Source organism: Streptomyces sp. NPDC000878 (assembly GCF_053599695.1).
In genome coordinates this window covers 165,167-185,166 of sequence record NZ_JBSFMT010000011.1, presented here as the reverse complement: position 1 = coordinate 185,166, position 20,000 = coordinate 165,167, and the positions used below count along the sequence as shown (strand labels likewise).

Below are 20,000 nucleotides of genomic sequence, written 5' to 3'. Positions count from 1 at the left end.
ACGGTCCGTCAAGTCGGCAGACCCTGCCCATGGTTGCCGCTGCCGTGCCGTCGGGCAAGAGGGGTCCCGGTGTGCGTCTCCCCGATGACCGAGGTCCCACCCGCCCCCAATCTTCACGGTTTGCCCACCTTTCCCGTCAAGGATTGGACAACCCTCGTTTTGCCTGAGCGAGGGCGAACAGGCTGGATGAAGTGGACGAAAAGGGGGCGGCTCGGCGGGTCGGTTTCCGCTGCCCATCCCTCCCCTTTGAATCCGCTTGATGTTCCCTGGGGTCACCGTTGGTGCGGCCTCCGCCCGTGACCGCGCCACCCCTGATGATCAAGCCGCTTTTGCCCGTGTGACCGCACAGGGGCAAGAAGGGGGCTGATCATGCATCAGAGACGCAGACAGAGACAGAGAAACGTGCGCCGTACGGCTGTGGCCGTGCTGGTGGCACTCGCGGCCCAGGCCGCGCTCGTCGAGCAGGGCAGTGGGCTGGCCTTCGCCGCGGACAAGGCGCCCACGACGTCGAAGAAGTCCGCCACCAAGGTCTCCGGGCCCGCCGAGGCCAAGGACGAGGCCTCCGCCGTGCTGATGGCCCGTCTCCAGCACCGGAGGATCGAGGTGCTGTCGGCCCGCACGGCCGATTCGACGACATACGCGCTGCCTGACGGGCAGTTGCAGACGCAGGCCTATGCCGGGCCGGTCCGGACGAAGGTGGACGGTGTCTGGAAGGACATCGACACCTCGCTCTCCGACACCGGCGCCGATCTCACACCCGCAGCCGTGCCCGCCGACGTGGCCGTCTCCGACGGCGGTGACACTCACCTCGCCTCGGTGAGCAAGGGCAAGCAGTCCTTCGGCCTCGGCTGGGCCGCGAAGCTCCCGGCCCCGACGGTGAAGCACAACACCGCCTCCTACGCTCTCGGCAGTGGCCAGACCCTGTCGGTGAGCGCGCTCGCGCAGGGCTTCTCCGAGAACATCCGCCTCGCCCACAAGCCCGCCGACGGGACGGTCTCCTACCGCGTTCCCCTGGACCTGTCCGGGCTGAAGCTGTCGAAGGCCGCCTCCGGGCACCTCCTCCTGAAGGACACCGCCGGCACGCTGGTCGCCGAGGCGCCCGCGCCGATGATGTGGGACGCCAGTCTGGACAAGGCCTCCGGTGAGTCCGCGCACCAGGAGCAGGTGGCGACGGAGGTCGAGACCGCCGCCGACGGCGCGCAGACCCTCGTACTGACTCCGGACCCGGCCTTCCTGGCCACCGCGGCCTACCCGGTGACCGTCGACCCGACGACCACCCTGGCCGTGACCACCGATACCTGGGTGCAGAACCCGGACTACCCCGACTCGCAGGTCAGCTCGGAGGAGCTGAAGTCTGGGACGTACGACGGCGGGACGGACACCGCTCGCTCGTATCTGAAGTTCGACGTGTCGAAGTTCGCGGGCAAGCACATCACCGCCGCGACGATGTCGCTGTACAACTACTACTCGGCGACGTGCTCGACCTCCGGTGCGGCCACGCTCGCCAAGCGGATCACCTCCACCTGGACCTCCTCGTCGATCACGTGGGGCGCGCAGCCGACCACGACGACGACCGGCGACGCCTCCAACTCCGGGCACTGGGGCTACGACTCCTCCTGCGCCGCGAACTGGTCGAACTGGAACCTCCAGGCCATCACGCAGGCGTGGGCGGACGGTTCGACGAACTACGGGCTCCAGATCGCGGGCGCGTCCGAGACGGACTCCACCACCTGGCGGCGCTTCCGCTCGGCGAACTACTCGACCTCCGGCTACGCGCCGAAGCTGGTGGTGACCTACAACTCGTATGCCACGACCGCCAGTTCGGCCGTCTCGCCGAACTACGCCAACCCCTACAACGGCAAGACGTACGTGACCTCCCTGACGCCGACGCTGTCGGCGAAGGTGACGGACGCGGACGGCTCCACGGTCAAGGGGCAGTTCGAGATCACCGCCGATCCGGCCTACGCCGACACCACGTACACCTACACGGGTACGTCGGCGTCCGTGGCCTCCGGCGCGACCGCCAAACTGACCGTCCCGTCCGCGTCGGCCTTCCCGGCGGGCAAGCATCTGCGGCTGCGGGTGCGCGGGTACGACGGGACGGACTACGGGTCCTGGTCCTCGTACCGGACGTTCGTGATGAACACCGCGCTGCCGGCCGCGCCCACCATCTCCTGCGACCCGTACACCGCCGACACCTGGACGGCGACGGCGAGCGGCGGGGCCACCTGCACGCTGGACACGGCCTCGACCGACGGGATGGGCTACGCGTGGGGGCTCGACGACTCCACGATCCCGGGGCGGGTGTACGACACCGCGAGCGGCACCGGCGGCATCGCGCTGACCATCACCGTCAACCCCGGCGAGGACTGGCACAAGCTGTACGCCAAGACCGTCGACTCCGGCGGAAACCTCTCCACGGCGGCCACCACCTATGCCTTCGGCGTCGGTGACGGGGCCGGGCTGCTCACCCCGGGCGACGGCGACACGGCCGCCCGCCGCGTCAGCCTCACCGCGACCGGGAGGACGACGTACACGGGTGTGACGTACCAGTACCGGCGTGGTGAGACGGACTCCTGGCAGAGTGTGCCGGTCGCCGATGTCACCAAGTCCTCGGACGGGTCCGCTGTCTCGGCCTGGCCGGTCGCGGTCACCGGCGGCAGCCCTGCCGCGCTGACCTGGGACGTCACCGACTCGCTGGTCCAGGACGGTTCGCTCGACCTCCGGGCCGCCTTCACCGACGGCACCACGACCGCCTACTCGTCGGCGCACACGTTCACGGTGGACCGCAACGCGGGTACCGCGCCGAGCGAGGCCGTGGCCACCGGCGCGGTGAACGCGCTGACCGGCGACTTCATCCTCCCCGCCACCGACGCCTCCGGCTTCGGTCTGTCGGTGTCGCGCACCGCGTCCTCGCGCCGGCCGACCGCCGGGACGGACTCCGCCGGCCAGTCGGCGATCTTCGGTCCGCAGTGGATGTCGGGCACGACAGCACAGATCACCAAGTCGAACTGGGACTACGTCCGCGAGACGTCGGCCACCTCGGTCGCGCTGCTGGACGTGTACGGCGGCCAGACCGGGTTCACCGCCACCTCGGCGGGCGGCTGGAAGCCGCAGCCGGGCTCGGAGGCCCTCACGCTGACCAGCGTGGACAGCGGCGGCACGGCCACCAACGACGTCACCAGGATCTCGTCCTTCACGCTGAAGGACGACGAGGGCACGATCACGACGTTCGGGAAGGTGGACACGGCCGCCACCACCTGGCAGGTGACGAGCACCGCCCTGGCGACCGCCGGCTCCAGCACCCAGGTGGTGTCGGAGAAGGACCCGGACAGCACCAGCGGCAACCCGCTGGCCCGCCCGAAGTACATCGTCGCCCCCACCTCCGCGGTGTCGTCCACGACGTGCGAGGCCACTCCGTCCACGGCGGGCTGCCGGCTGCTGGAGTTCGTCTACGCGACCTCCACCACCGCCACCTCCTCCGCCCTGGGCGACCACGACGGCCAGGTGAAGCAGATCAGGGAGTGGACGACCGACCCGGGCGCCTCGACGGCGACCGCCACGGTCGTGGCGCAGTACTCCTACGACGACTCCGGTCGGCTGCGCGAGGAGTGGGACCCGCGGATCAGCCCCGCGCTGAAGACCGCCTACACCTACGACAGTTCGGGCCGCGTCGCGACCCTGACCCCGCCCGGCGAGCTGCCGTGGACCTTCACCTACGGGCAGGCGGGCAGCGCAGCCACAGCCGGTGCGGGCATGCTCCTGGCGGCCTCCCGTCCCAACCTCACGGCGGGTTCGGCGAGCACCACCGACGGCACGACGGCGACCACCAGCGTGGTCTACGACGTGCCCCTGACCGGCAGTTCGGCCCCCAACGCCATGGGCACCTCGGACGTGGCGGGCTGGGGCCAGGAGGACGTCCCGACCGACGCCACGGCGGTCTTCCCGGCGGACTCGGTACCGGCGTCCCACACCGGCACCGATCTCGCGGCCTCGGCCTACACCCGGGCAACCGTCAGCTACACCGACGCCTCCGGACGCGAGGTCGACACGGCCACGCCCGGCGGCCACATCACCACGACCGAGTACGACAGGTTCGGCAACCTCGTCCGTGAACTGACCGCCGGGAACCGCGAGTTGGCGCTCGCCACCAGCGGCGACGGACAGGCCGAGCAAGTCGCCCTGAACATCGACCAGTTGACGTCCGCCGACCGGGCCGGCCTGCTGGCGACGCGCTCGGTGTACTCCGCCGACGGCCTCCGTGAGACCGAGGAGTTCGGCCCGCTGCACCAGGTCACCCTCACCTCGGCGCTCGCAGCCGGCTCCGGCGGCACGGACCTGGCCGCGGGCACCCGGTGGCCGGCCCGGCAGCACACCGTGAACAGCTACGACGAGGGCCGCTCCACCGACGGCACGGCCACCGTCTCCGACCAGATCACCACCGTCAAGGTGGGCGCGTACGTGGCCGGTTACCCGTCGGACGGCGATGTCCGGACCACGACCACGCAGTACGACTGGGTCAAGGGCCTGCCCACCGCCACCATCACCGACCCGTCCGGGCTGGCACTGAAGAAGACCACGTCGTACGACTCCCAGGGCCGGGTCGTCAAAACCACCCTGCCGAAGTCGTCCGGCTCCGACGCCGGAGCCACGGTGACGGCCTACTGGTCGGCCACCGGCACCGGCACCTGCGCGGGCCGCCCGGAGTGGGCCGACCTGCCGTGCTCCACCGGTCCGGCCAGTGCGATCACCGGCGGCGGGTCCAACCCCGCCGAACTGCCCACGAAGACCCTCCAGTACGACCGGTGGGGCAACCAGACCGTCCTCACCGAGACCGCGAATTCCGTCACCCGCACCACCACGCACACCTATGACGCGGCCGGACGCCTCACCCAGGTGTCCGTCACCGGCGGCTCGGGCACCGCGGTGCCCGACACGACCGCGACGTACGACTCCGCCGACGGAAGGGTGGCCACCCTCACCACCACCGCCGGCACCGTCACCCACACCTACGACCAGCTGGGACGGCAGATCTCCTACGCCGACGGCGCCGGCAACACCTCCACCACCGCGTACGACGCCCTCGGCCGCGTGGTGCGGACCACCGACTCCGTTCCCTCGACGACCACGTACACCTACGACACGTCGAAGGACCCGCGCGGTCTGGAGACCTCCCGCACCGACTCGGTCACCGGCACCTTCGCCGCGGCCTACGACGCGGACGGCGACCTCGCCACCGAGTCCCTGCCCGGCGGCCACACCCTCACCGTCACCCAGGACGAGACGGGCACACAGACCTCCCGGGTCTACACCCAGGACAGCGACGGCGCCGTCGTCGCCTCCGACACCGTCGACGAGTCCGTCCAGAACCAGGCCGTCGACGACACCGACACCGGCGGCCTGACCCACTCCCGCGCCTACACCTACGACGCCACGGGCCGGCTGACCCAGGCCGACGACACCGACCCCGACGGGTCGTGCACCCGCCGCGCCTACACCTTCGACGCCGACAGCAACCGCACCGGCCTCGCCACCTCCACCGGTGACATCGGCGCGGGCTGCACCGGCACCGGAGCGACCAGCACCACCTCCTCGTACGACAGCGCGGACCGGCTGGTCACCGCCGGCACGGTCTACGACGCGTTCGGCCGGACCACCACCCAGGCGTCCGGCGCGACCATCGGCTACTACGCCGACGACCTGGTCCGGCAGCAGACCTCCGCCGACGGCACGAGCCGCCAGACGTGGTCGCTCGACGCGGCCGGCCGGCTGGCGGCCTGGACCACCGAGTCCGACAGCGGCGGCACCTGGACCCAGACTGGCTCCAAGACCGACCACTACGGCAACGACGGCGACAGCCCCGCCTGGACGGCCGAGGACGGCAGTGGCACCGTCACCCGCTACGTCCAGGGCATGGACGGCAGACTCACCGCCGTCAGCGGTGCCACGAGCGGCGCCGCCCTGGAGCTGACGAACATCCACGGCGACGTCACCGTCCAGCTGCCCCTCGACGGGACGTCCCCGACCGCATCGGCGTACGACGAGTACGGCACCGCCGAGGACAGCACGGCCGTCGCCAGGAACAGCTGGCTGGGCGGTGAGCAGCGCTCCTCGGCCACCGCCACCGGCGCCGTCCTGATGGGAGTGCGCCTCTACGACTCGGCCAGTGGCCGCTTCCTGCAGACGGACCCCGTCCCGGGCGGCAACGCAAACGCCTACGACTACTGCGCCGGTGATCCCGTCAACTGCGCGGACCTGAGCGGTGCCGTCCGCGCAGGCAGCCGCTCCTACAGCTGGTGGTCACCCGTGTGGTGGGTGACGCTCCACCTCAACAAGAGTGAGACGGCGACGGTCGCCTGGTGGTCGGGTTCCATCTTCACCGTGCTCTGGTGGGCCCGGGAGTGGGTGAAGAACATCTACGTCAGGGCGGTGTGGATCGCCGTCGAGGCGTACTCGATGTACGTGTTCCTGGTGGCCGGATACGCGGTGTACAAGGGCAAGTGCATAGCCGTGGAGTTCTACGGCCGCAAGAGAATGTTCAGCTATACGATCAAGTGGGCCGGGCCTCCCGTTGCCTGGGTGGAGAGGTGCAGACGATGAGACGCCGTGTCCTGAGCCGGACAGTGCTCGGGTTGCAGGCGGCCATGGGGGTCGCGGCGGGCGTGATGGGCGTACTGCTCGTCACCGGCAGTCAGTACGCGCTGGCCGCCCTCTTCCTGGTGGTCTTCCTGAGCATCGCGATCACCACGGGCAGGGACATCGTGCGCTACCGGAAGGCCGAAGGGAACTCCGAGTAGACGCCGGGCAGTTGAGATGGGCCCCTGTTCACGCAGGGGCCCACATCTCATGGCGGGACGCGGGGCGTCCTACCGCCCCGTCACCAGGAACCGCACATACCTCCCCGCCCCCAACACCCCCCGCGCCTCCTTCCGGGCCACCGCCAACTCCCCCACCACCCGCACCCGTTCCGCCTCCGCCCCCGCCAACTGCTTCTGGCGTTGCAGGAGTTCCGCCCGTTTGCGCTGGGTGTCCATGGCGCGCTGCTGGCGCTGGCCGGTGAGGCGGGTGCGTTCGTCGGTGATGCGGCGCTGCAACGCGGACTTCTTCTGCTGGGCCTCGGCCTCGGCCTGCTTGATCTCCGCCTTGTGGGACCGCCGGAGGGTGGCGATGTCCGACTTGATCTGGGCCTTCGTCGACGCAGGCACCGTCGTCGGCGCGGTCGCCCTGGCCCGGCGTTCCAGGCCCTGGCGCCAGTCGCTGAGGGCGGTGGCCCGGGCCTCGCCGATGCCGGGCACCCGGACCCGCTGGCCGCCGGGACGCACCAGGAACACGACGGACGAGTTGTGCGAGAAGTCCACGCCGATGAAGTCGGCGGCGGACCGGATACCCGCGTCCTGGAGCGCCCGGACCATCTTGGCGCCCACGTTGCTGAGCGACAGCGCCTCCTGGATCGGCGTCCGGCGCAGCTTGTCCTGGATGTGCGCCCTGATCGCAGGTTCCAGCGCCTTGTCGAGCAGGCGCCGCTCCTTCGCCGTCAGCCCGGCCAGCTGCTGCTGGGCCTGGTCCGTACGCCGGTTGAGGTCCATGGTGATACGGGACTGGCCGTCGCGCAGCTCGATCTGCAGTGCCTGGATGCGCTGATCGGAGGCCGTGTTGTCCTTGGCGAGGGCCTCGTCGAGGGCGCGGATCTCCTTCTCCAGGCGCTCGTACGCGCTTGCCGGGTCGGCCAGCTCACGGGAGCGGCGTTTCAGCTCGCGGACGCGCTTGCGGGCCGCCCGGTATTCGGGGCGCCTGCGTCGGCCGAGCCCCACCATCGCGGCGGAGGTGAGCAGGGCCACGCCCTGTGCCGCGGGCAGGACGTCCACGGGCTGGGCGGCGGCGAGGACCAGCGCCCCCGGGGTGGAGGTGCTGAGCAGCGCGCCGACGGCCGCGACCAGGTCACCGGCGCGGCGGCTGCTGAACCCGGCGAGTCCGACGGCTCCCGCAGTTCCGGCAGCGGGCTGCTGGGTGAGCGTCTGCGCGGGCACGCGTCCCGCCATCCACGCCGGGACCCCGGAAGCAGGCGGCGGCGTCGCGGACGCGGTCGGCGTCCAGGACGTGACCGTGGGGCGGCTGCCGCTCAGCCCGGACCCGTGACCGTTCGTACTCGCGCCCGATGCCGCTCCCGACCCCGTCCGTTGGCCCGGGATCCGCAGCGCGTCGGGCGTCAGCGGGGGCAGGGCCGACGCCGGCTTGCCCAGGAAGCCCTCGACCCGGCCCGCCATGTCCCGTACCCGCTGGTCCGGGTGGGTCAGCAGGACCGGCCAGGCCAGGGAGGTCGCCGGTTCCTTGAAGTCCGCCTCGGAGAGGATCAGGAACTCGCCGTGCCTGTCGTGGAGTTGGGTCCACAGGCCGGGGTCGGTGGCCACAGCGAGCAGGGCCAGTTCGATGGTCCAGGCGGAGAAGCGGTCCATGGCGGGGCCGAAGTCGGCGGCCGAACGGGAGGGCGACTGGTAGTTGCGGTGGCCGTTCTCGGTCGCCTGCTCGCCGCGCAGGGCGGGGACGTACATGCCGTCGTAGTCGACGAGGCGGAAGGTGCCGTCGGCGGCCACGAGGAGGTTGCCGTGCTGGAGGTCGCCGTGGGCGATGCCGTGCTTCTCCAGGTCGGCGGTCATGGCCAGGAAGCGGTCGGCGAGCGCGTGCAGGGCGGCCGGGTCGTGGAGGTTGCGTTCGATCCAGCTGATGAGGCCGGTGCCCTGTATCCAGGTCATCTTGACCGCCGGGTACCACTCCCGCCCGACCAGGACGCCCTGTTCGAGGAAGTCGAACCCGACCGGCCACGGCTGGGACAGGCCGCCCGCGCCGAGGCCGCCGAGCGCCGAACTGATGGCCGCGTAGCGCTTGCCGAGCGTCGGGCTGTCCCGGGTGAAGCACTTCAGCGCGTACCGCTGCCCGTTCCGCGCCGTGACGGAGAAGACGCTGGCGAAGTTCCCGGAGATCGCCTTCGGGCCCAGCACCGGGCTCTGTTGAACCGTGCCGTGCTTCAAATCGGGGTCGCTGAAGCACAGTTCGGGGTGCTGCAGGGCCTCCGCGTAGTTCGCGCCCGTCGGGAACTTCCGGGCCGAACCGGTTCCGGGGACGGGAACAGGTCCGGGTACGGGTCCGGGGGCACCGCCGGGAGACGCCGCCATCTACGCCTCCGCTCCCACCCTCGCGCGGACGAGCGTCACGTCGTCGTTGCGCATCCGGGCGCGCGCCCGCTGGTCGTCCACCCACTCGGTGAAGTCCTGCTGGTCGAACTGCGCGAAGGCCGGAAGAGCGGCCGTGGGCGCGCTCGCCAGCAGCCAGGCTGCCAACGCATCGGTGGCGAGCAGGAGTTCGTCCCCGGGGAGCAGCTCGCCCCAGGCCACCCGCATCCGTTCCGCGACCAGCTGCGCGTCATGATTGCGGCTGCCCAGCAGTTGAGGAGTGATCCCGAACTCCTCGACCGTGCTCAGCGGGAAGGACTCCAGCAGCCGCCCGTCCCGCAGCTGGAACAGACAGCTGTCGCCGAGTGCGAACGCGTACCAGAACCAGCGGGTCGTGCCGTCCTCCAGGACGGTGGCCCGGATCTCCGCGCCCAGGACGGTGGCGAACGCCCCTTTTTCCAGGCCGGGTTGCTCGTACCAGGCGATCGGCCTGCCCTGGGCGGCGCGTTCGGCCTGGTAGCGGGTGAGGAAGGCGTCCCAGTGCAGTGCGGAGCGGTCCATCAAGTCCCGTACGAACGTGGGCAGTTCCTGCCACCAGTCACCGGCGAGCCGCATCGACTCGACGGTGTCCTGGACCAGGAGCCCGGCCCAGTCGCGGGCCAGCAGGCTCTCCGAGGCGCCGTCGGACACCGAGGCGTACAGCGACGCGACGGCCCGTCCGGCGCTGTCGACGCCCGGCTCGCCGGACTGCCAGCAGTACGCCGCGTCCTCGTACTCCTCGGCGCTGCTGCCCGACTTCTGCGTCCACCACCACTGCGCCCGTGGCAGCGCCGGGATGTCCCCCATGGTCAGCGCAGCTCCGTCGCACGGGTGCCGATGTCGAGGAACTCCACGATGGAGACGATGTCGGCGTTGTAGACGAAGCCCCGGGTGGTCTCGCCGACGCGGTGGCCCTGCGAGGCGGCGTACGAACGCATGTGGCTGGGCAGGACGCTGGACATCTGGAACAGCAACTTCGCGTAGGTGTCCGGCAGTTGGTCCTCGCCGTCCGGGAAGGTGATCGGGGCGCCGCCGGTGCCGGAGACATGCAGGTTGAAGAGGAGGACCGGGCCGTCGGCGGTGGCGTGCGAGGCGAGGCCGATGGCCGCGCTGGTCGGGTCGCCGTCGGTGGACTCGCCGTCGGTGAGGTTGAGGACGATGGGCGGGAAGCCGCTGGGGTGGGTGTCGACCCAGTGCGCGACGAGGGTGTCCGCGTAGCCGAGGGCGCGGGTCATGGGCGTACCGCCGTTGGTGACCGGGTCCATCCACACCGGGAACTGCACGGACGTCTCGACCAGCCCGCCGGCACCGTCGGGCACCTTCTTCGTACGGCTCTCCACCCGCGCCGGGTTGTTGGCGACCTCGCTCAGCGGAACGAGGTCGCGGCCGGCGAGGGCGCCCTGGTAGGCGGAGCCGACGTGGTTGTGGCCGTAGCCGATGACGGCGACGTGGAAGTAGTCGCGTACGCCTTCCTCCTTGGCGCACTTGACCGACAGTTCCGTCAGCAGCCGGTTGATGGCGCCCGCCACCACCTCGGCCCGTGGCTGTGTCGTCTCACCGCTCTCCATGGGGTCGCTCATGGAGGCGGACTGGTCCACCAGGAAGATGAAACAGCCCGGGTTGGTCCGGCTGATCTCTGCGGTGTACGGCAACGGACGCCCCCGTTTTCCCTGTGCGGAATGCCTCTGCATGCCTCTGCGGACGGACAACACAACAGGGGGACGACCACGATCGGCGACGCGTCTTTACACAATGACCACTTGGCCCCCCAAGGGAGTTCACGGTACCGGATGACCAGCCGTCCCACGTGGGAAGGTTGGGAAGATTGCGTTGACGTGGAAGGTTATGCGGGCTTCCACAGCCCGTCCGGCGTCAGCCCCAGCAGGTCGATCGCGTTGCCTCGTACGATCCGCTCGACGACCTCCGGGTCCAGATGCCCCATCTGCCGCTCGCCGACCTCCCGGGAGCCGGGCCAAGTGGAGTCGGAGTGGGGGTAGTCGGTCTCGTACAACACATTCCCGACGCCGATCGAATCGAGGTTCTTCAGCCCGAAGGCGTCGTCGAAGAAGCAGCCGTAGACATGCTCGGCGAAGAGTTCGGACGGCGGCCGGTGGACCTTGTCGGCGACTCCGCCCCAGCCCCGGTTCTCCTCCCAGACCACGTCCGCGCGCTCCAGGATGTACGGGATCCAGCCGATCTGGCCCTCCGCGTACATGATCCTCAGCTGCGGGAAGCGTTCGAACTTGCCGCTCATCAGCCAGTCGACCATCGAGAAGCAGCAGTTGGCGAAGGTGATGGTGGAGCCGACGGCGGGCGGGGCGTCGGCGGAGGTGGACGGCATCCGGCTCGACGAGCCGATGTGCATCGCGATGACCGTCCCCGTCTCGGCGCAGGCCGCGAGGAAGGGGTCCCATTCGTCGCCGTGGATGGACGGCAGGCCGAGGTGCGGCGGGATCTCGGAGAAGGCGACCGCACGGACGCCCCGGGCCGCGTTGCGCCGGACCTCGGCCGCCGCCAACTCGGCGTCCCAGAGCGGGATCAGGGTGAGGGGGATCAGGCGGCCCTGCGCCTGCGGCCCGCACCACTCCTCCACCATCCAGTCGTTGTACGCCCGTACGCCGAGCAGTGCGAGTTCGTGGTCCTTGGCCTCGGTGAAGGTCTGGCCGCAGAAGCGCGGGAAGGTGGGGAAGCAGACGGCGGACTGGACGTGGTTGACGTCCATGTCGGCCAGCCGCTGGGGGACGTCGTACGAACCGGGGCGCATCTGCTCGTACGTGATGACTTCGAGCTTGATCTCGTCGCGGTCGTAGCCGACGGCGGTGTCGAGGCGGGTGAGGGGGCGGTGCAGGTTCTCGTAGATCCACCAGTCGCCGATCGGCCCGTCGTCGCCGGGCTGCCCCATGACGGGCTTGAACCGGCCGCCCAGGAAGGACATCTCCTTCAGGGGCGCGCGGACTATGCGGGGGCCGATGTCCAGGTACTTCTTCGGGAGCCGGTCCTGCCAGACGCCCGGGGGCTCCACGGTGTGGTCGTCCACCGAGATGATCTTCGGGAAGGTGCTCGTCGTCTCCGTACTCTCCACGGCTGTCTCCGTAGTCGTCTCCATGACAGGCACGGTAGCGCTGATCTGACGAACCGTCAGCTGGCTGGCCATGCGTCCCTTTCTGTTGAACTCTGTGCGGAGACAGTGTGAGAACTCTGTAGTACCTCGTGCGCCCAGCTGTGATCGCTGTCTCCGACAGCTGACGCATACGCCAGGGACAAGGCAAACTGCTGTCCTGGTCATGATGTTCGGCAGGGAGCGGCGATGGGTGACGTACCGGCTGTACCGCGGGTGCCGGCACAGCGGGATCCCAGGATTTCCCCGAATTCTCCGGCGGAGGCCCCGCCCTCGCTGCGCTTCAGCGTGCTCGGACCGGTGCGCGCCTGGCGCGACGAGGAGCCGCTGCCCACCGGTTCCCCGCAGCAACGGGCGCTGCTGGCGGCGCTGCTGCTGCGCGACGGCCGTACGGCCACGGCGGCCGAGCTGATCGACGCGCTGTGGGGCGACGAGCCGCCGTCCCAGGCGCTGGCGGCGCTGCGGACGTACGCGTCGCGGCTGCGGAAGGTGCTGGGCGCCTGGGTGCTGGTGAGCGACGCGGGCGGGTACGCGATCCGTTCGCTGAGCGAGGGCGCCCTCGATCTGGCGGTGGCGCAGGACCTGGCCACGGAGGCGGAGAAGGCGAGGAACTCCGGGGACCTGTGCCATGCCCGGGACGTCCTGAACAAGGCCCTCGACCTGTGGGAGGGGGAGCCGCTGGCGGGCGTACCGGGCCCGTACGCGGACGCGCAGCGCGTCCGGTTGGAGGAGTGGCGGCTCCAACTCCTCGAATCCCGCCTGGACATGGACCTGGAACAGGGCTGCCATGCCGAGTCCATCGGCGAGTTGACCGCCCTGACGGCGGCCCATCCCCTCCGTGAGCGGCTGCGCGAGCTGCTGATGCTGGCCCTGTACCGCAGCGGCCGGCAGGCCGAGGCCCTGGCGGTGTACGCGGACACGCGCAGGCTCCTCGCGGACGAACTCGGCGTCGATCCCCGCCCCGGCCTCAAGGAGTTGCAGCGGCGCATCCTCAAGGCGGACCCGGGCCTCGCCGAGCCCTCCGCCCCGCTCGCGCCCGAACCCGCCCCCGCGCCCGTCCGGCCCGCCCAGCTCCCGGCGACGGTCCCGGACTTCACCGGCCGCTCCGCCTTCGTCTCCGAGCTGAGCAAGGTCCTGGCGTCCGCGTCGTCGGCGTCGCCGACCCAGGGCCGGGTGATGGCCGTGTCCGCGCTGGCCGGTATCGGCGGCGTGGGCAAGACGACTCTCGCCGTGCATGTGGCCCACCAGGCCCGGTCCGCCTTCCCCGACGGGCAGTTGTACATCGACCTCCAGGGCGCGGGGACGCAGGCGGCGGAACCGGAAACAGTCCTGGGCGCCTTCCTGCGCGCCCTGGGAACAGCGGACTCGGCGATCCCGGACTCGTTGGAGGAGCGCGCGGCCCTGTACCGCTCGATGCTGGACGGCCGCCGGGTCCTGGTCCTGCTGGACAACGCCCGTGACGCCGCCCAGGTACGTCCGCTGCTGCCGGGCACGGAGGGCTGCGCGGCCCTGGTCACCTCCCGGGTACGGATGGTGGACCTGGCCGGCGCCCACCTCGTCGACCTGGACGTCATGTCCCCCGAGGAAGCACTCCAGTTGTTCACGCGGATCGTGGGCGAGGAGCGCGTCGCGGCCGAGCGCAAGGCCGCCCTGGACGTGGTGGCGGCCTGCGGTTTCCTGCCGCTGGCGATCAGGATCGCGGCGTCCCGGCTGGCGGCGCGCCGCACCTGGACGGTGTCGGTCCTGGCGGAGAAGCTGGCGGACGAACGCCGCCGCCTGGACGAACTCCAGGCCGGCGACCTCGCCGTCAAGGCGACCTTCGAGCTGGGCTACGGCGCCCTGTACCGCCAACAGGCCCGCGCCTTCCGCCTGTTGGGCCTGGCCGACGGCCCCGACATCTCGCTCGCGGCGGCAGCGGCCGTACTGGGCCTGCCGGTCGAGGAGGCGGAGGAGGTCCTGGAGTCCCTGGTCGACACGTCCCTCCTGGAGTCGGCGGCGCCGGGCCGCTACCGCTACCACGACCTCGTACGGCTCTACGCGCGTGCGTGCGCCGAACGGGACGAACACCCGCCGGGCGAACGGGAGTCGGCGATGTCGCGGCTGCTGGACTTCTACCTGGCGACGGTCGCGGCGACGTACCGCATCCAACGCCCCGAGGACAAGCTGGTCGACCACCTGGAGCACGCGGAGTACCCGGGCCTGACGTTCGCCGACCGGCACGCGGCGCAGGACTGGGTGCACGCGGAGGCGGTGTGCGTACTGGCCTGCGTACGGCAGTCCGCGAGCCGGCCGCACGCACTGCGCCGCGCCGCCGATGTCCTGTGGGCTGCTGTGGAGTTGGCCGAATCGGGCACCAACTCCCGGGAGTACGAGGCGGTCGCGGCGATCGTGCGGGACGCGGCGCGGGCGGCGGACTCCCCGCGCACGGAGGCACGCGCCCTCACCACCCTGGCCTTCGTGCACCACGTCTCCGGGAGCCTCTTCGACGCGGCCGTCCAGGAGTCGGAGCGGGCGACGGAGCTGGCGCTGGCGGCCGACGACCAGTACACCGCGTGCTGGTCGTCCAACATCAGCGGCGTGGTGGCCCTTTACCAGAGCCGGCACGACGCGGGCGAGGCCCACTTCACCCGCGCCATCGAGAACTACCGTGCCTGCGCGGACCGCCCCGGCGAGGCCAGCGCCCTGTGCAACCTGTCCCGCATCCACCTCGCCACCGGCCGCACCGACAGCGCGGTCGCCCTGGCCGAGCGGGGCACGGCGATGTACGACGCGATGGGCCACACGGTACGAGGGGCCAACGGCCGTTACGCGCTGGGCCTGGCCCTGACTCAAAGCGGCCAACTGTCGGAAGCGGCAGACCACTTGGACGAAGCCCTACGAGTCTTCCGGGACAGCCGGCAGCGCCTGTGGGAGGGCATGACCCTGTTCCGCCTCGCCGAGGTCGATCTCGCGGCGGCCCGTTCGGCGCGCGCGGCGACCAACGCGGAGCAGGCGCTGACGGTACTGCGAGGCATAGGCGGCGAGTGGCGCCGCGGAAATGTCCTCACGGTCCTGGGCCGCGCCCTGCACGGCATAGGCCAGCTGGACCGCGCCCAGGTGTGCTGGCAGGACGCGCTCGGCATCTTCGAGTCGCTGAAGGCGCCCGAGGGGGACGCGGTACGGGCGCTGCTGGGGCGGCCGACGCGCACGAACCACTGACGGTTGCCCGGACGAACCTCTGACGGTCGCCAGGCCAAACCCGAAGGTGAGCGGCGTTCATCGTTCGTTTATCGCGGTCCGGCAGTCTCGTCCCTGTCGAGCCGTCGCGTCGGGGGGCAGGCGGAACGACAGGGGGGCCGGACCTTTAGGGTGAACCGGCCCCGGGCCCGTCCCACGATCCGCGGGGGAATCGAGGGGCGGGCCCGTCCAGTCCACCGGTCACCATTCAGGGGAGACAGCAAGATGAGCGACGAAACCACCACGGACGACGTCCACGCGACGTCGGAGCCGGCCACCGTCACCACACTGGGCGACGTCCACGCGACGACCGAACCGGCCAAGGCGACGAAGGCCACGGCGACGATCCTGGGCGACGTCCACGCCACGACGGAACCGGCCACGGCCACGACGGACGACGTCCACGCGACGGACGAGACGGCCTGAGCCACGGCCTCCAACGGGGCTCCCACGGGGGGAGTCCCACGGGGCTCCAACAGACGTACACCTGCACGGGGAACGACCGCGGCGGCGCGGAGGGGGAGCCGCCGCGGTCGTCGTGTTTGCGGGGCGGTCACCTGTCCGGCTGTGCGAAGGCCCGGTGAGCAGCTCCCGGCCCCGCGCTCGGCGAAGACACGGCCGGCTTCCCGCCGTTCCATCTCTGCCGCCGCCATCTCCTCCTCCGCGACCGGACCGCCCTTCTCCTCCATCCACGCCACCAGCTCCCCCAGCCGCTCCTGCTCCCGCCGACGCTCCATGGCCCGCGGAACACCGGCACCGGCCAGCTCACACCACACCGTCTTGCCCACGGCGTCCACCTCCACGCCCCACCGCACCGCCAACGCCCCGAGCAGCGCCAGCCCACGCCCCGACTCGTCGGCCCCCGTGGCGCTGAGCAGCACGGGAAGGGCTCGCGGGTCGGGATCACCGACCTCGACCCGGATACGCGCGCCGTCGACACGGGCCACTCGTACGACGATGGGCACCCCCTCCCCGACATGCCGGATGACGTTGCCGATCAGCTCGGTGGCGCACAACTGGACGTCTCCGCACACCTGTTCACAAGCCTCGTCCCCGAGCCACTCCCGCACCGCGCGCCGCAACTCCGGTACCGCCTTGGGGACTGCGAGCAGTTCGGCACCGAAGGACGTCGTGACGTTCACCGCCCGGCCGCGTTCCGCAGCACGGCGGCCAGCTTCCGCGCGGTGGCCGCGTTGCAGCCGCCCAGCGCGACCAGTCCCATCGGCGGCCGGTAACTCCCCGCGAAACTCGGCAGATCGATCCGGAGCGACGGCAAGGTGATCCCGTGCTCGCGGAGGGCGTCGCGGAGTTCCTCGACGCAAAGGGTCACGTCGTAGACGGTGGAGTTCGACTGTGTGGGCTCCATCGGGCGGCCTTCCTGTTCAGCGCACATTTCCGTGCGCTCTGTGACGATTCCCTCACAGAGTGGCGTGACGGTGCGTACGGTGGAAGGGATTCAGATTGCGCAGTGCAACTGGAAAGAATCGGTGGTGAGTTGTGCCCGTACGCAAGGAACCCGATGCGTCGGCGAACGTCCCTTCCTTCTACGGCGCGGAGTTGCGCTATCGAAGGGAGCAGGCGGGCCTGACCCTGGAACAACTGGTCGACGGGAGCTGGCGCGGCATCTCGTTCCTGAGCCAGGTCGAGCGCGGCGAACGCAGGATGACGGACGACCTGGCCAAGCACGTCGACCAGAAGCTGGATACGGACGGCTTTTTCGTACGGCGCTGTGAAGACGCCCGGAAGGCTAAGCAGTCGGGGCACGCGGAGTACTTCGCAGACGTGGTCGAGATGGAGCAGCACGCGGAGTCGATCGAGGAGTGGGCGCCAATGCTCCTGCCCGGCCTCCTCCAGACCAAGGAGTACGCCAAAAAGGTCATCGAAACCGGGAGCCCCTGGCTACGCCCGCGCACGGTCGAGAAACAGGTCAAGGCTCGGGTGGAGCGCGCCAAGCTCTGGGCACGCGAGGAGCCTCCCGCGTTCTGGGCGATCGTCCGCGAGGCGCTGATCCGCGAACCGCTGCTGCCGCCCAAGGAGATGGCGGAACAACTGGAGCACATCGCGCACGTGATCCGCTCCACGCAGGGCGTTCTGCAACTCCTCCCGGAAACCACCACCGCCCACCCGCTCATGATGGGCATGATCAAAGTCATGACCTTCCCGGACGCACCCCCCGTCGTCTACACCGAGGGTCTCCACAGCGGCCAACTGATCGACTATCCACCCCTCGTGAGGGACTACCGCAGGTCGTACGATCTGCTCAGGGCCGCAGCACTTCCGCCGGATGCGTCCCTGTCCATGATCGAACAAGCGGCAGAGGACTACCGAAATGGCAAGCATCCAGCCTGACTTGAGCACCGCGGTGTGGCGCAAGAGCAGCCGCAGCAACTCCAGCGGCGGAGACTGCGTAGAACTCGCCGGAGCCTTCCCCGGAGCCGCCCTCTGGCGCAAGAGCACCTACAGCAACGGGAGCGGCGGCGAGTGCGTCGAGGTGTCCTCCGCACCCGGCGTCGTCCCCGTACGCGACTCCAAGACCGCCCCCCACAACGGCCCCGTACTCCTCTTCCGGGCCGGGGCCTGGGGAGCGTTCCTCAGCGAGGTGAAGGGCTGACGCGGGCCTCGACGCACTCCCGTTCGCCGTCGGCCGACGCCGGCTGGAAGCAGGCCCGGACGGTGCTGCCGGGACGGACTTCGGCCATCTTGGTATAGACGAAGGTTGCCGCGTCGTCCTTGTTCCTGATGCGCGCGCCGTAGGTCGGGCCGCCTGCCGTGACGTCCAACCGGTCGCCGATCTCGGTCCCCCAGGTCCGGGCCCAGCTCGCACCGCACTTCTTGCTGTGGCGCAGCTCGATGTAGGCGCCGGTGGCCGTGCGGTACGAGGCGAGGGTGTCGGGGCCGATGCCGCAGATCAGGAGCATCGGGTCCCGGCCCTCGCAGGCGGCTCCGTGGCATTGGGGAGCGAGGGAGAACGGGACGGCGGCCGGTAGCGGCTCGGCCTCCTGAGCCTCCGAGTCCGGCAGCAGGAGGAACAGCAGGACCGCGACACCACCGACGATCACGGTGTACGCCGACGCCAGCAGCACCAGGAGCCTGCTCCCGCCAAGTCGCCGCCGCCCGGTCCCGGCGGGCGGTGGCGGCTCCTGAGGATGTGTCCGCGGCGACTCGTCCGTGGGAGGGGCGAGTGCGGGGGCCTCCGCGCGTCCGCTCCAGTGCGACTCGGCGATCTCCCACAGGGCCAGCAGCCGCCCGTCCGGTTCGTTCGCGAGCCGGCACAGTTCCCGTACGGCCTGGCGAGGAGGCAGGCTCTTGCCGTTGAGGTAACGCTCCCACGAGGACTTGCTGTACGGCGTTCGCTCCGCCAGCGCCGCCAGGCTCAGCCCCGCACCGGCCCGCAGCTCCCGCAGCGCCTCGACCAGCCGAGTGTGTTCCGCGGTCACTTGGTCGCCGCCTTCCGCAGGGCGTGCCAGGTGCGCGTGCCGATGACTCCGTCCACGACCAGCCCGCTCTTCTTCTGCATGCGCTCGACCGCTCGCCGCGTCTTCGGGCCGAAGACGCCGTCGATCTCCCCCGGCGCAGTGCCCGCCCGGCTCAGCAGGCACTGCGCCTCGGCCACTTCGAGCCCCACATGGGTGTTGGACAGGGGGATCTCCGTGGTCCGGCTCAGGCCCGCGTACCAGCGGCCGTCACGCTGCTCCAGCCGGCAGGTGTAGATGACCGGCACCAGGGACGCCGACACAGTGGCCAGGGCCGCCGGGAGATCATCGCTGCGGTCGCGCGCGAGCTGGGCACGGGCCTCGGTGAGCTGCATGGCCAGCACGAGTGCCGCGGTCACGGACAGCACCGAGACCACGGCTCCCGCCGTGACCGCGACGCGCAGCCGACGCCGGTACGGCTGCTGCTCCGTGGGGGTGTGTGCCGGTGTCGCGGCGAGGTTCTCGGGGGCGTCGGTGGTGACCACCCGTCCCTCCGCCCAGCGTTGGGCGGCGATCTCGTGCATCAACAGCAGCCGGGCCGGATCGCCACCGCCGATGCGGGCCATCGCCTCGACGGCCTCCCGGGGCGGCAGAGACCTGCCGTTCAGATATCGCTGCCACGACTTCGCGCTGTACCCGGTCCTCGCGGTCAGTTGACGCGTGCTCAGTTCGCTGCGGTCCTTCAGTCCACGCAGTCGCACGATCAACTGGCGGACGTGTGGATGCAGTTCTGCGGGCAGTTGTTTCCAGCGCGACACGCTTCCCCCCACTCGCGTTGGGGCCGGGCCTCGGTCCGGGCCCCGTGTCCCGGTCTCATTCTGCACCAGCCGTCACGGGGGACCCCGCCCTGCCCCAACCCCGCCCTGGCGCGGAATCAGCCCGTCCCCCTCTCGTCGCAGTCCCGCCGCAGGGACTCGGCGGACGGCATCTCAGCAGGTCAGTGCGCGGGACGTCTCGGGACGAGGTCACTTCCGCGTCACCTGTGGC

Annotated in this window: 13 protein-coding genes and 1 pseudogene; 6 read left to right on the top strand and 8 right to left on the bottom strand. The window is 70.7% G+C overall.

The genetic code is table 11. The features are described 5' to 3' along the window. The first annotated feature begins 369 nt into the window (after positions 1 to 369). Positions 370 to 6,600, top strand: a complete 6,231-nt coding sequence (locus ACWDR4_RS13435) for a DNRLRE domain-containing protein (RefSeq protein WP_450407769.1) — start codon at positions 370 to 372, stop codon at positions 6,598 to 6,600. Then, a complete protein-coding gene (locus ACWDR4_RS13430; protein WP_450407767.1) occupies positions 6,597 to 6,797 on the top strand; it encodes a hypothetical protein in 201 nt (66 codons plus the stop codon). The genes ACWDR4_RS13435 and ACWDR4_RS13430 overlap by 4 nt, the downstream gene beginning before the upstream one ends. Before the next feature lie 69 nt (positions 6,798 to 6,866). On the opposite strand, the gene ACWDR4_RS13425 is transcribed toward ACWDR4_RS13430, so the two are convergent. The 4 genes from ACWDR4_RS13425 to ACWDR4_RS13410 all read right to left on the bottom strand — a co-directional run bounded on the left by ACWDR4_RS13425 (position 6,867) and on the right by ACWDR4_RS13410 (position 12,312). Further along, on the bottom strand, positions 6,867 to 9,170 hold the full coding sequence (locus ACWDR4_RS13425; RefSeq protein ID WP_450407764.1) for a hypothetical protein: 2,304 nt from the start codon (positions 9,168 to 9,170) through the stop codon (positions 6,867 to 6,869). Then, entirely contained in the window at positions 9,171 to 10,013 is an 843-nt protein-coding gene (locus ACWDR4_RS13420; RefSeq protein ID WP_450407762.1) for a hypothetical protein, read from the bottom strand. A 2-nt stretch (positions 10,014 to 10,015) separates the two neighbouring features. Then, a complete protein-coding gene (locus tag ACWDR4_RS13415) occupies positions 10,016 to 10,858 on the bottom strand; it encodes a vWA domain-containing protein (protein ID WP_450407759.1) in 843 nt (280 codons plus the stop codon). A gap of 191 nt (positions 10,859 to 11,049) precedes the next feature. Beyond that, entirely contained in the window at positions 11,050 to 12,312 is a 1,263-nt protein-coding gene (locus tag ACWDR4_RS13410; protein ID WP_450407757.1) for an amidohydrolase family protein, read from the bottom strand. A gap of 201 nt (positions 12,313 to 12,513) precedes the next feature. Here ACWDR4_RS13410 and ACWDR4_RS13405 point away from each other — a divergent pair, with 201 nt between their 5' ends. Continuing rightward, positions 12,514 to 15,522, top strand: a complete 3,009-nt coding sequence (locus ACWDR4_RS13405) for an AfsR/SARP family transcriptional regulator (protein ID WP_450407754.1) — start codon at positions 12,514 to 12,516, stop codon at positions 15,520 to 15,522. A 243-nt stretch (positions 15,523 to 15,765) separates the two neighbouring features. Continuing rightward, entirely contained in the window at positions 15,766 to 15,966 is a 201-nt protein-coding gene (locus tag ACWDR4_RS13400) for a hypothetical protein (protein ID WP_450407752.1), read from the top strand. Positions 15,967 to 16,370: 404 nt separating this feature from the next. Here the strand turns inward: ACWDR4_RS13400 and ACWDR4_RS13395 are convergent. Both ACWDR4_RS13395 and ACWDR4_RS13390 read right to left on the bottom strand, forming a co-directional pair. Beyond that, positions 16,371 to 16,610: pseudogene (locus ACWDR4_RS13395) on the bottom strand (ATP-binding protein); the annotation flags it as partial. Between the two features lie 68 nt (positions 16,611 to 16,678). After that, positions 16,679 to 16,906: a hypothetical protein gene (locus ACWDR4_RS13390; RefSeq protein ID WP_450407750.1), complete on the bottom strand. Its 228-nt coding sequence runs from the start codon at positions 16,904 to 16,906 to the stop codon at positions 16,679 to 16,681. A 131-nt stretch (positions 16,907 to 17,037) separates the two neighbouring features. On the opposite strand from ACWDR4_RS13390, the gene ACWDR4_RS13385 reads away from it, so the two are divergent. Both ACWDR4_RS13385 and ACWDR4_RS13380 read left to right on the top strand, forming a co-directional pair. After that, positions 17,038 to 17,889 (top strand): helix-turn-helix domain-containing protein, encoded by an 852-nt coding sequence (locus tag ACWDR4_RS13385; protein WP_450407747.1) that lies wholly within the window; start codon positions 17,038 to 17,040, stop codon positions 17,887 to 17,889. Continuing rightward, positions 17,870 to 18,151 (top strand): DUF397 domain-containing protein, encoded by a 282-nt coding sequence (locus tag ACWDR4_RS13380; protein WP_450407744.1) that lies wholly within the window; start codon positions 17,870 to 17,872, stop codon positions 18,149 to 18,151. Before ACWDR4_RS13385 ends, ACWDR4_RS13380 begins: the two co-directional genes overlap by 20 nt. Here ACWDR4_RS13380 and ACWDR4_RS13375 read toward each other — a convergent pair. Together ACWDR4_RS13375 and ACWDR4_RS13370 are read right to left on the bottom strand one after the other, a co-directional pair. Continuing rightward, a complete protein-coding gene (locus ACWDR4_RS13375) occupies positions 18,132 to 18,977 on the bottom strand; it encodes a helix-turn-helix domain-containing protein (protein WP_450407743.1) in 846 nt (281 codons plus the stop codon). The two genes, ACWDR4_RS13380 and ACWDR4_RS13375, sit on opposite strands and share 20 nt — an antisense overlap. Further along, complete coding sequence (locus ACWDR4_RS13370; RefSeq protein ID WP_450407741.1) at positions 18,974 to 19,771, bottom strand: peptidoglycan-binding protein; 798 nt, start codon at positions 19,769 to 19,771, stop codon at positions 18,974 to 18,976. The genes ACWDR4_RS13375 and ACWDR4_RS13370 overlap by 4 nt, the downstream gene beginning before the upstream one ends. Between the last annotated feature and the right edge of the window lie 229 nt (positions 19,772 to 20,000).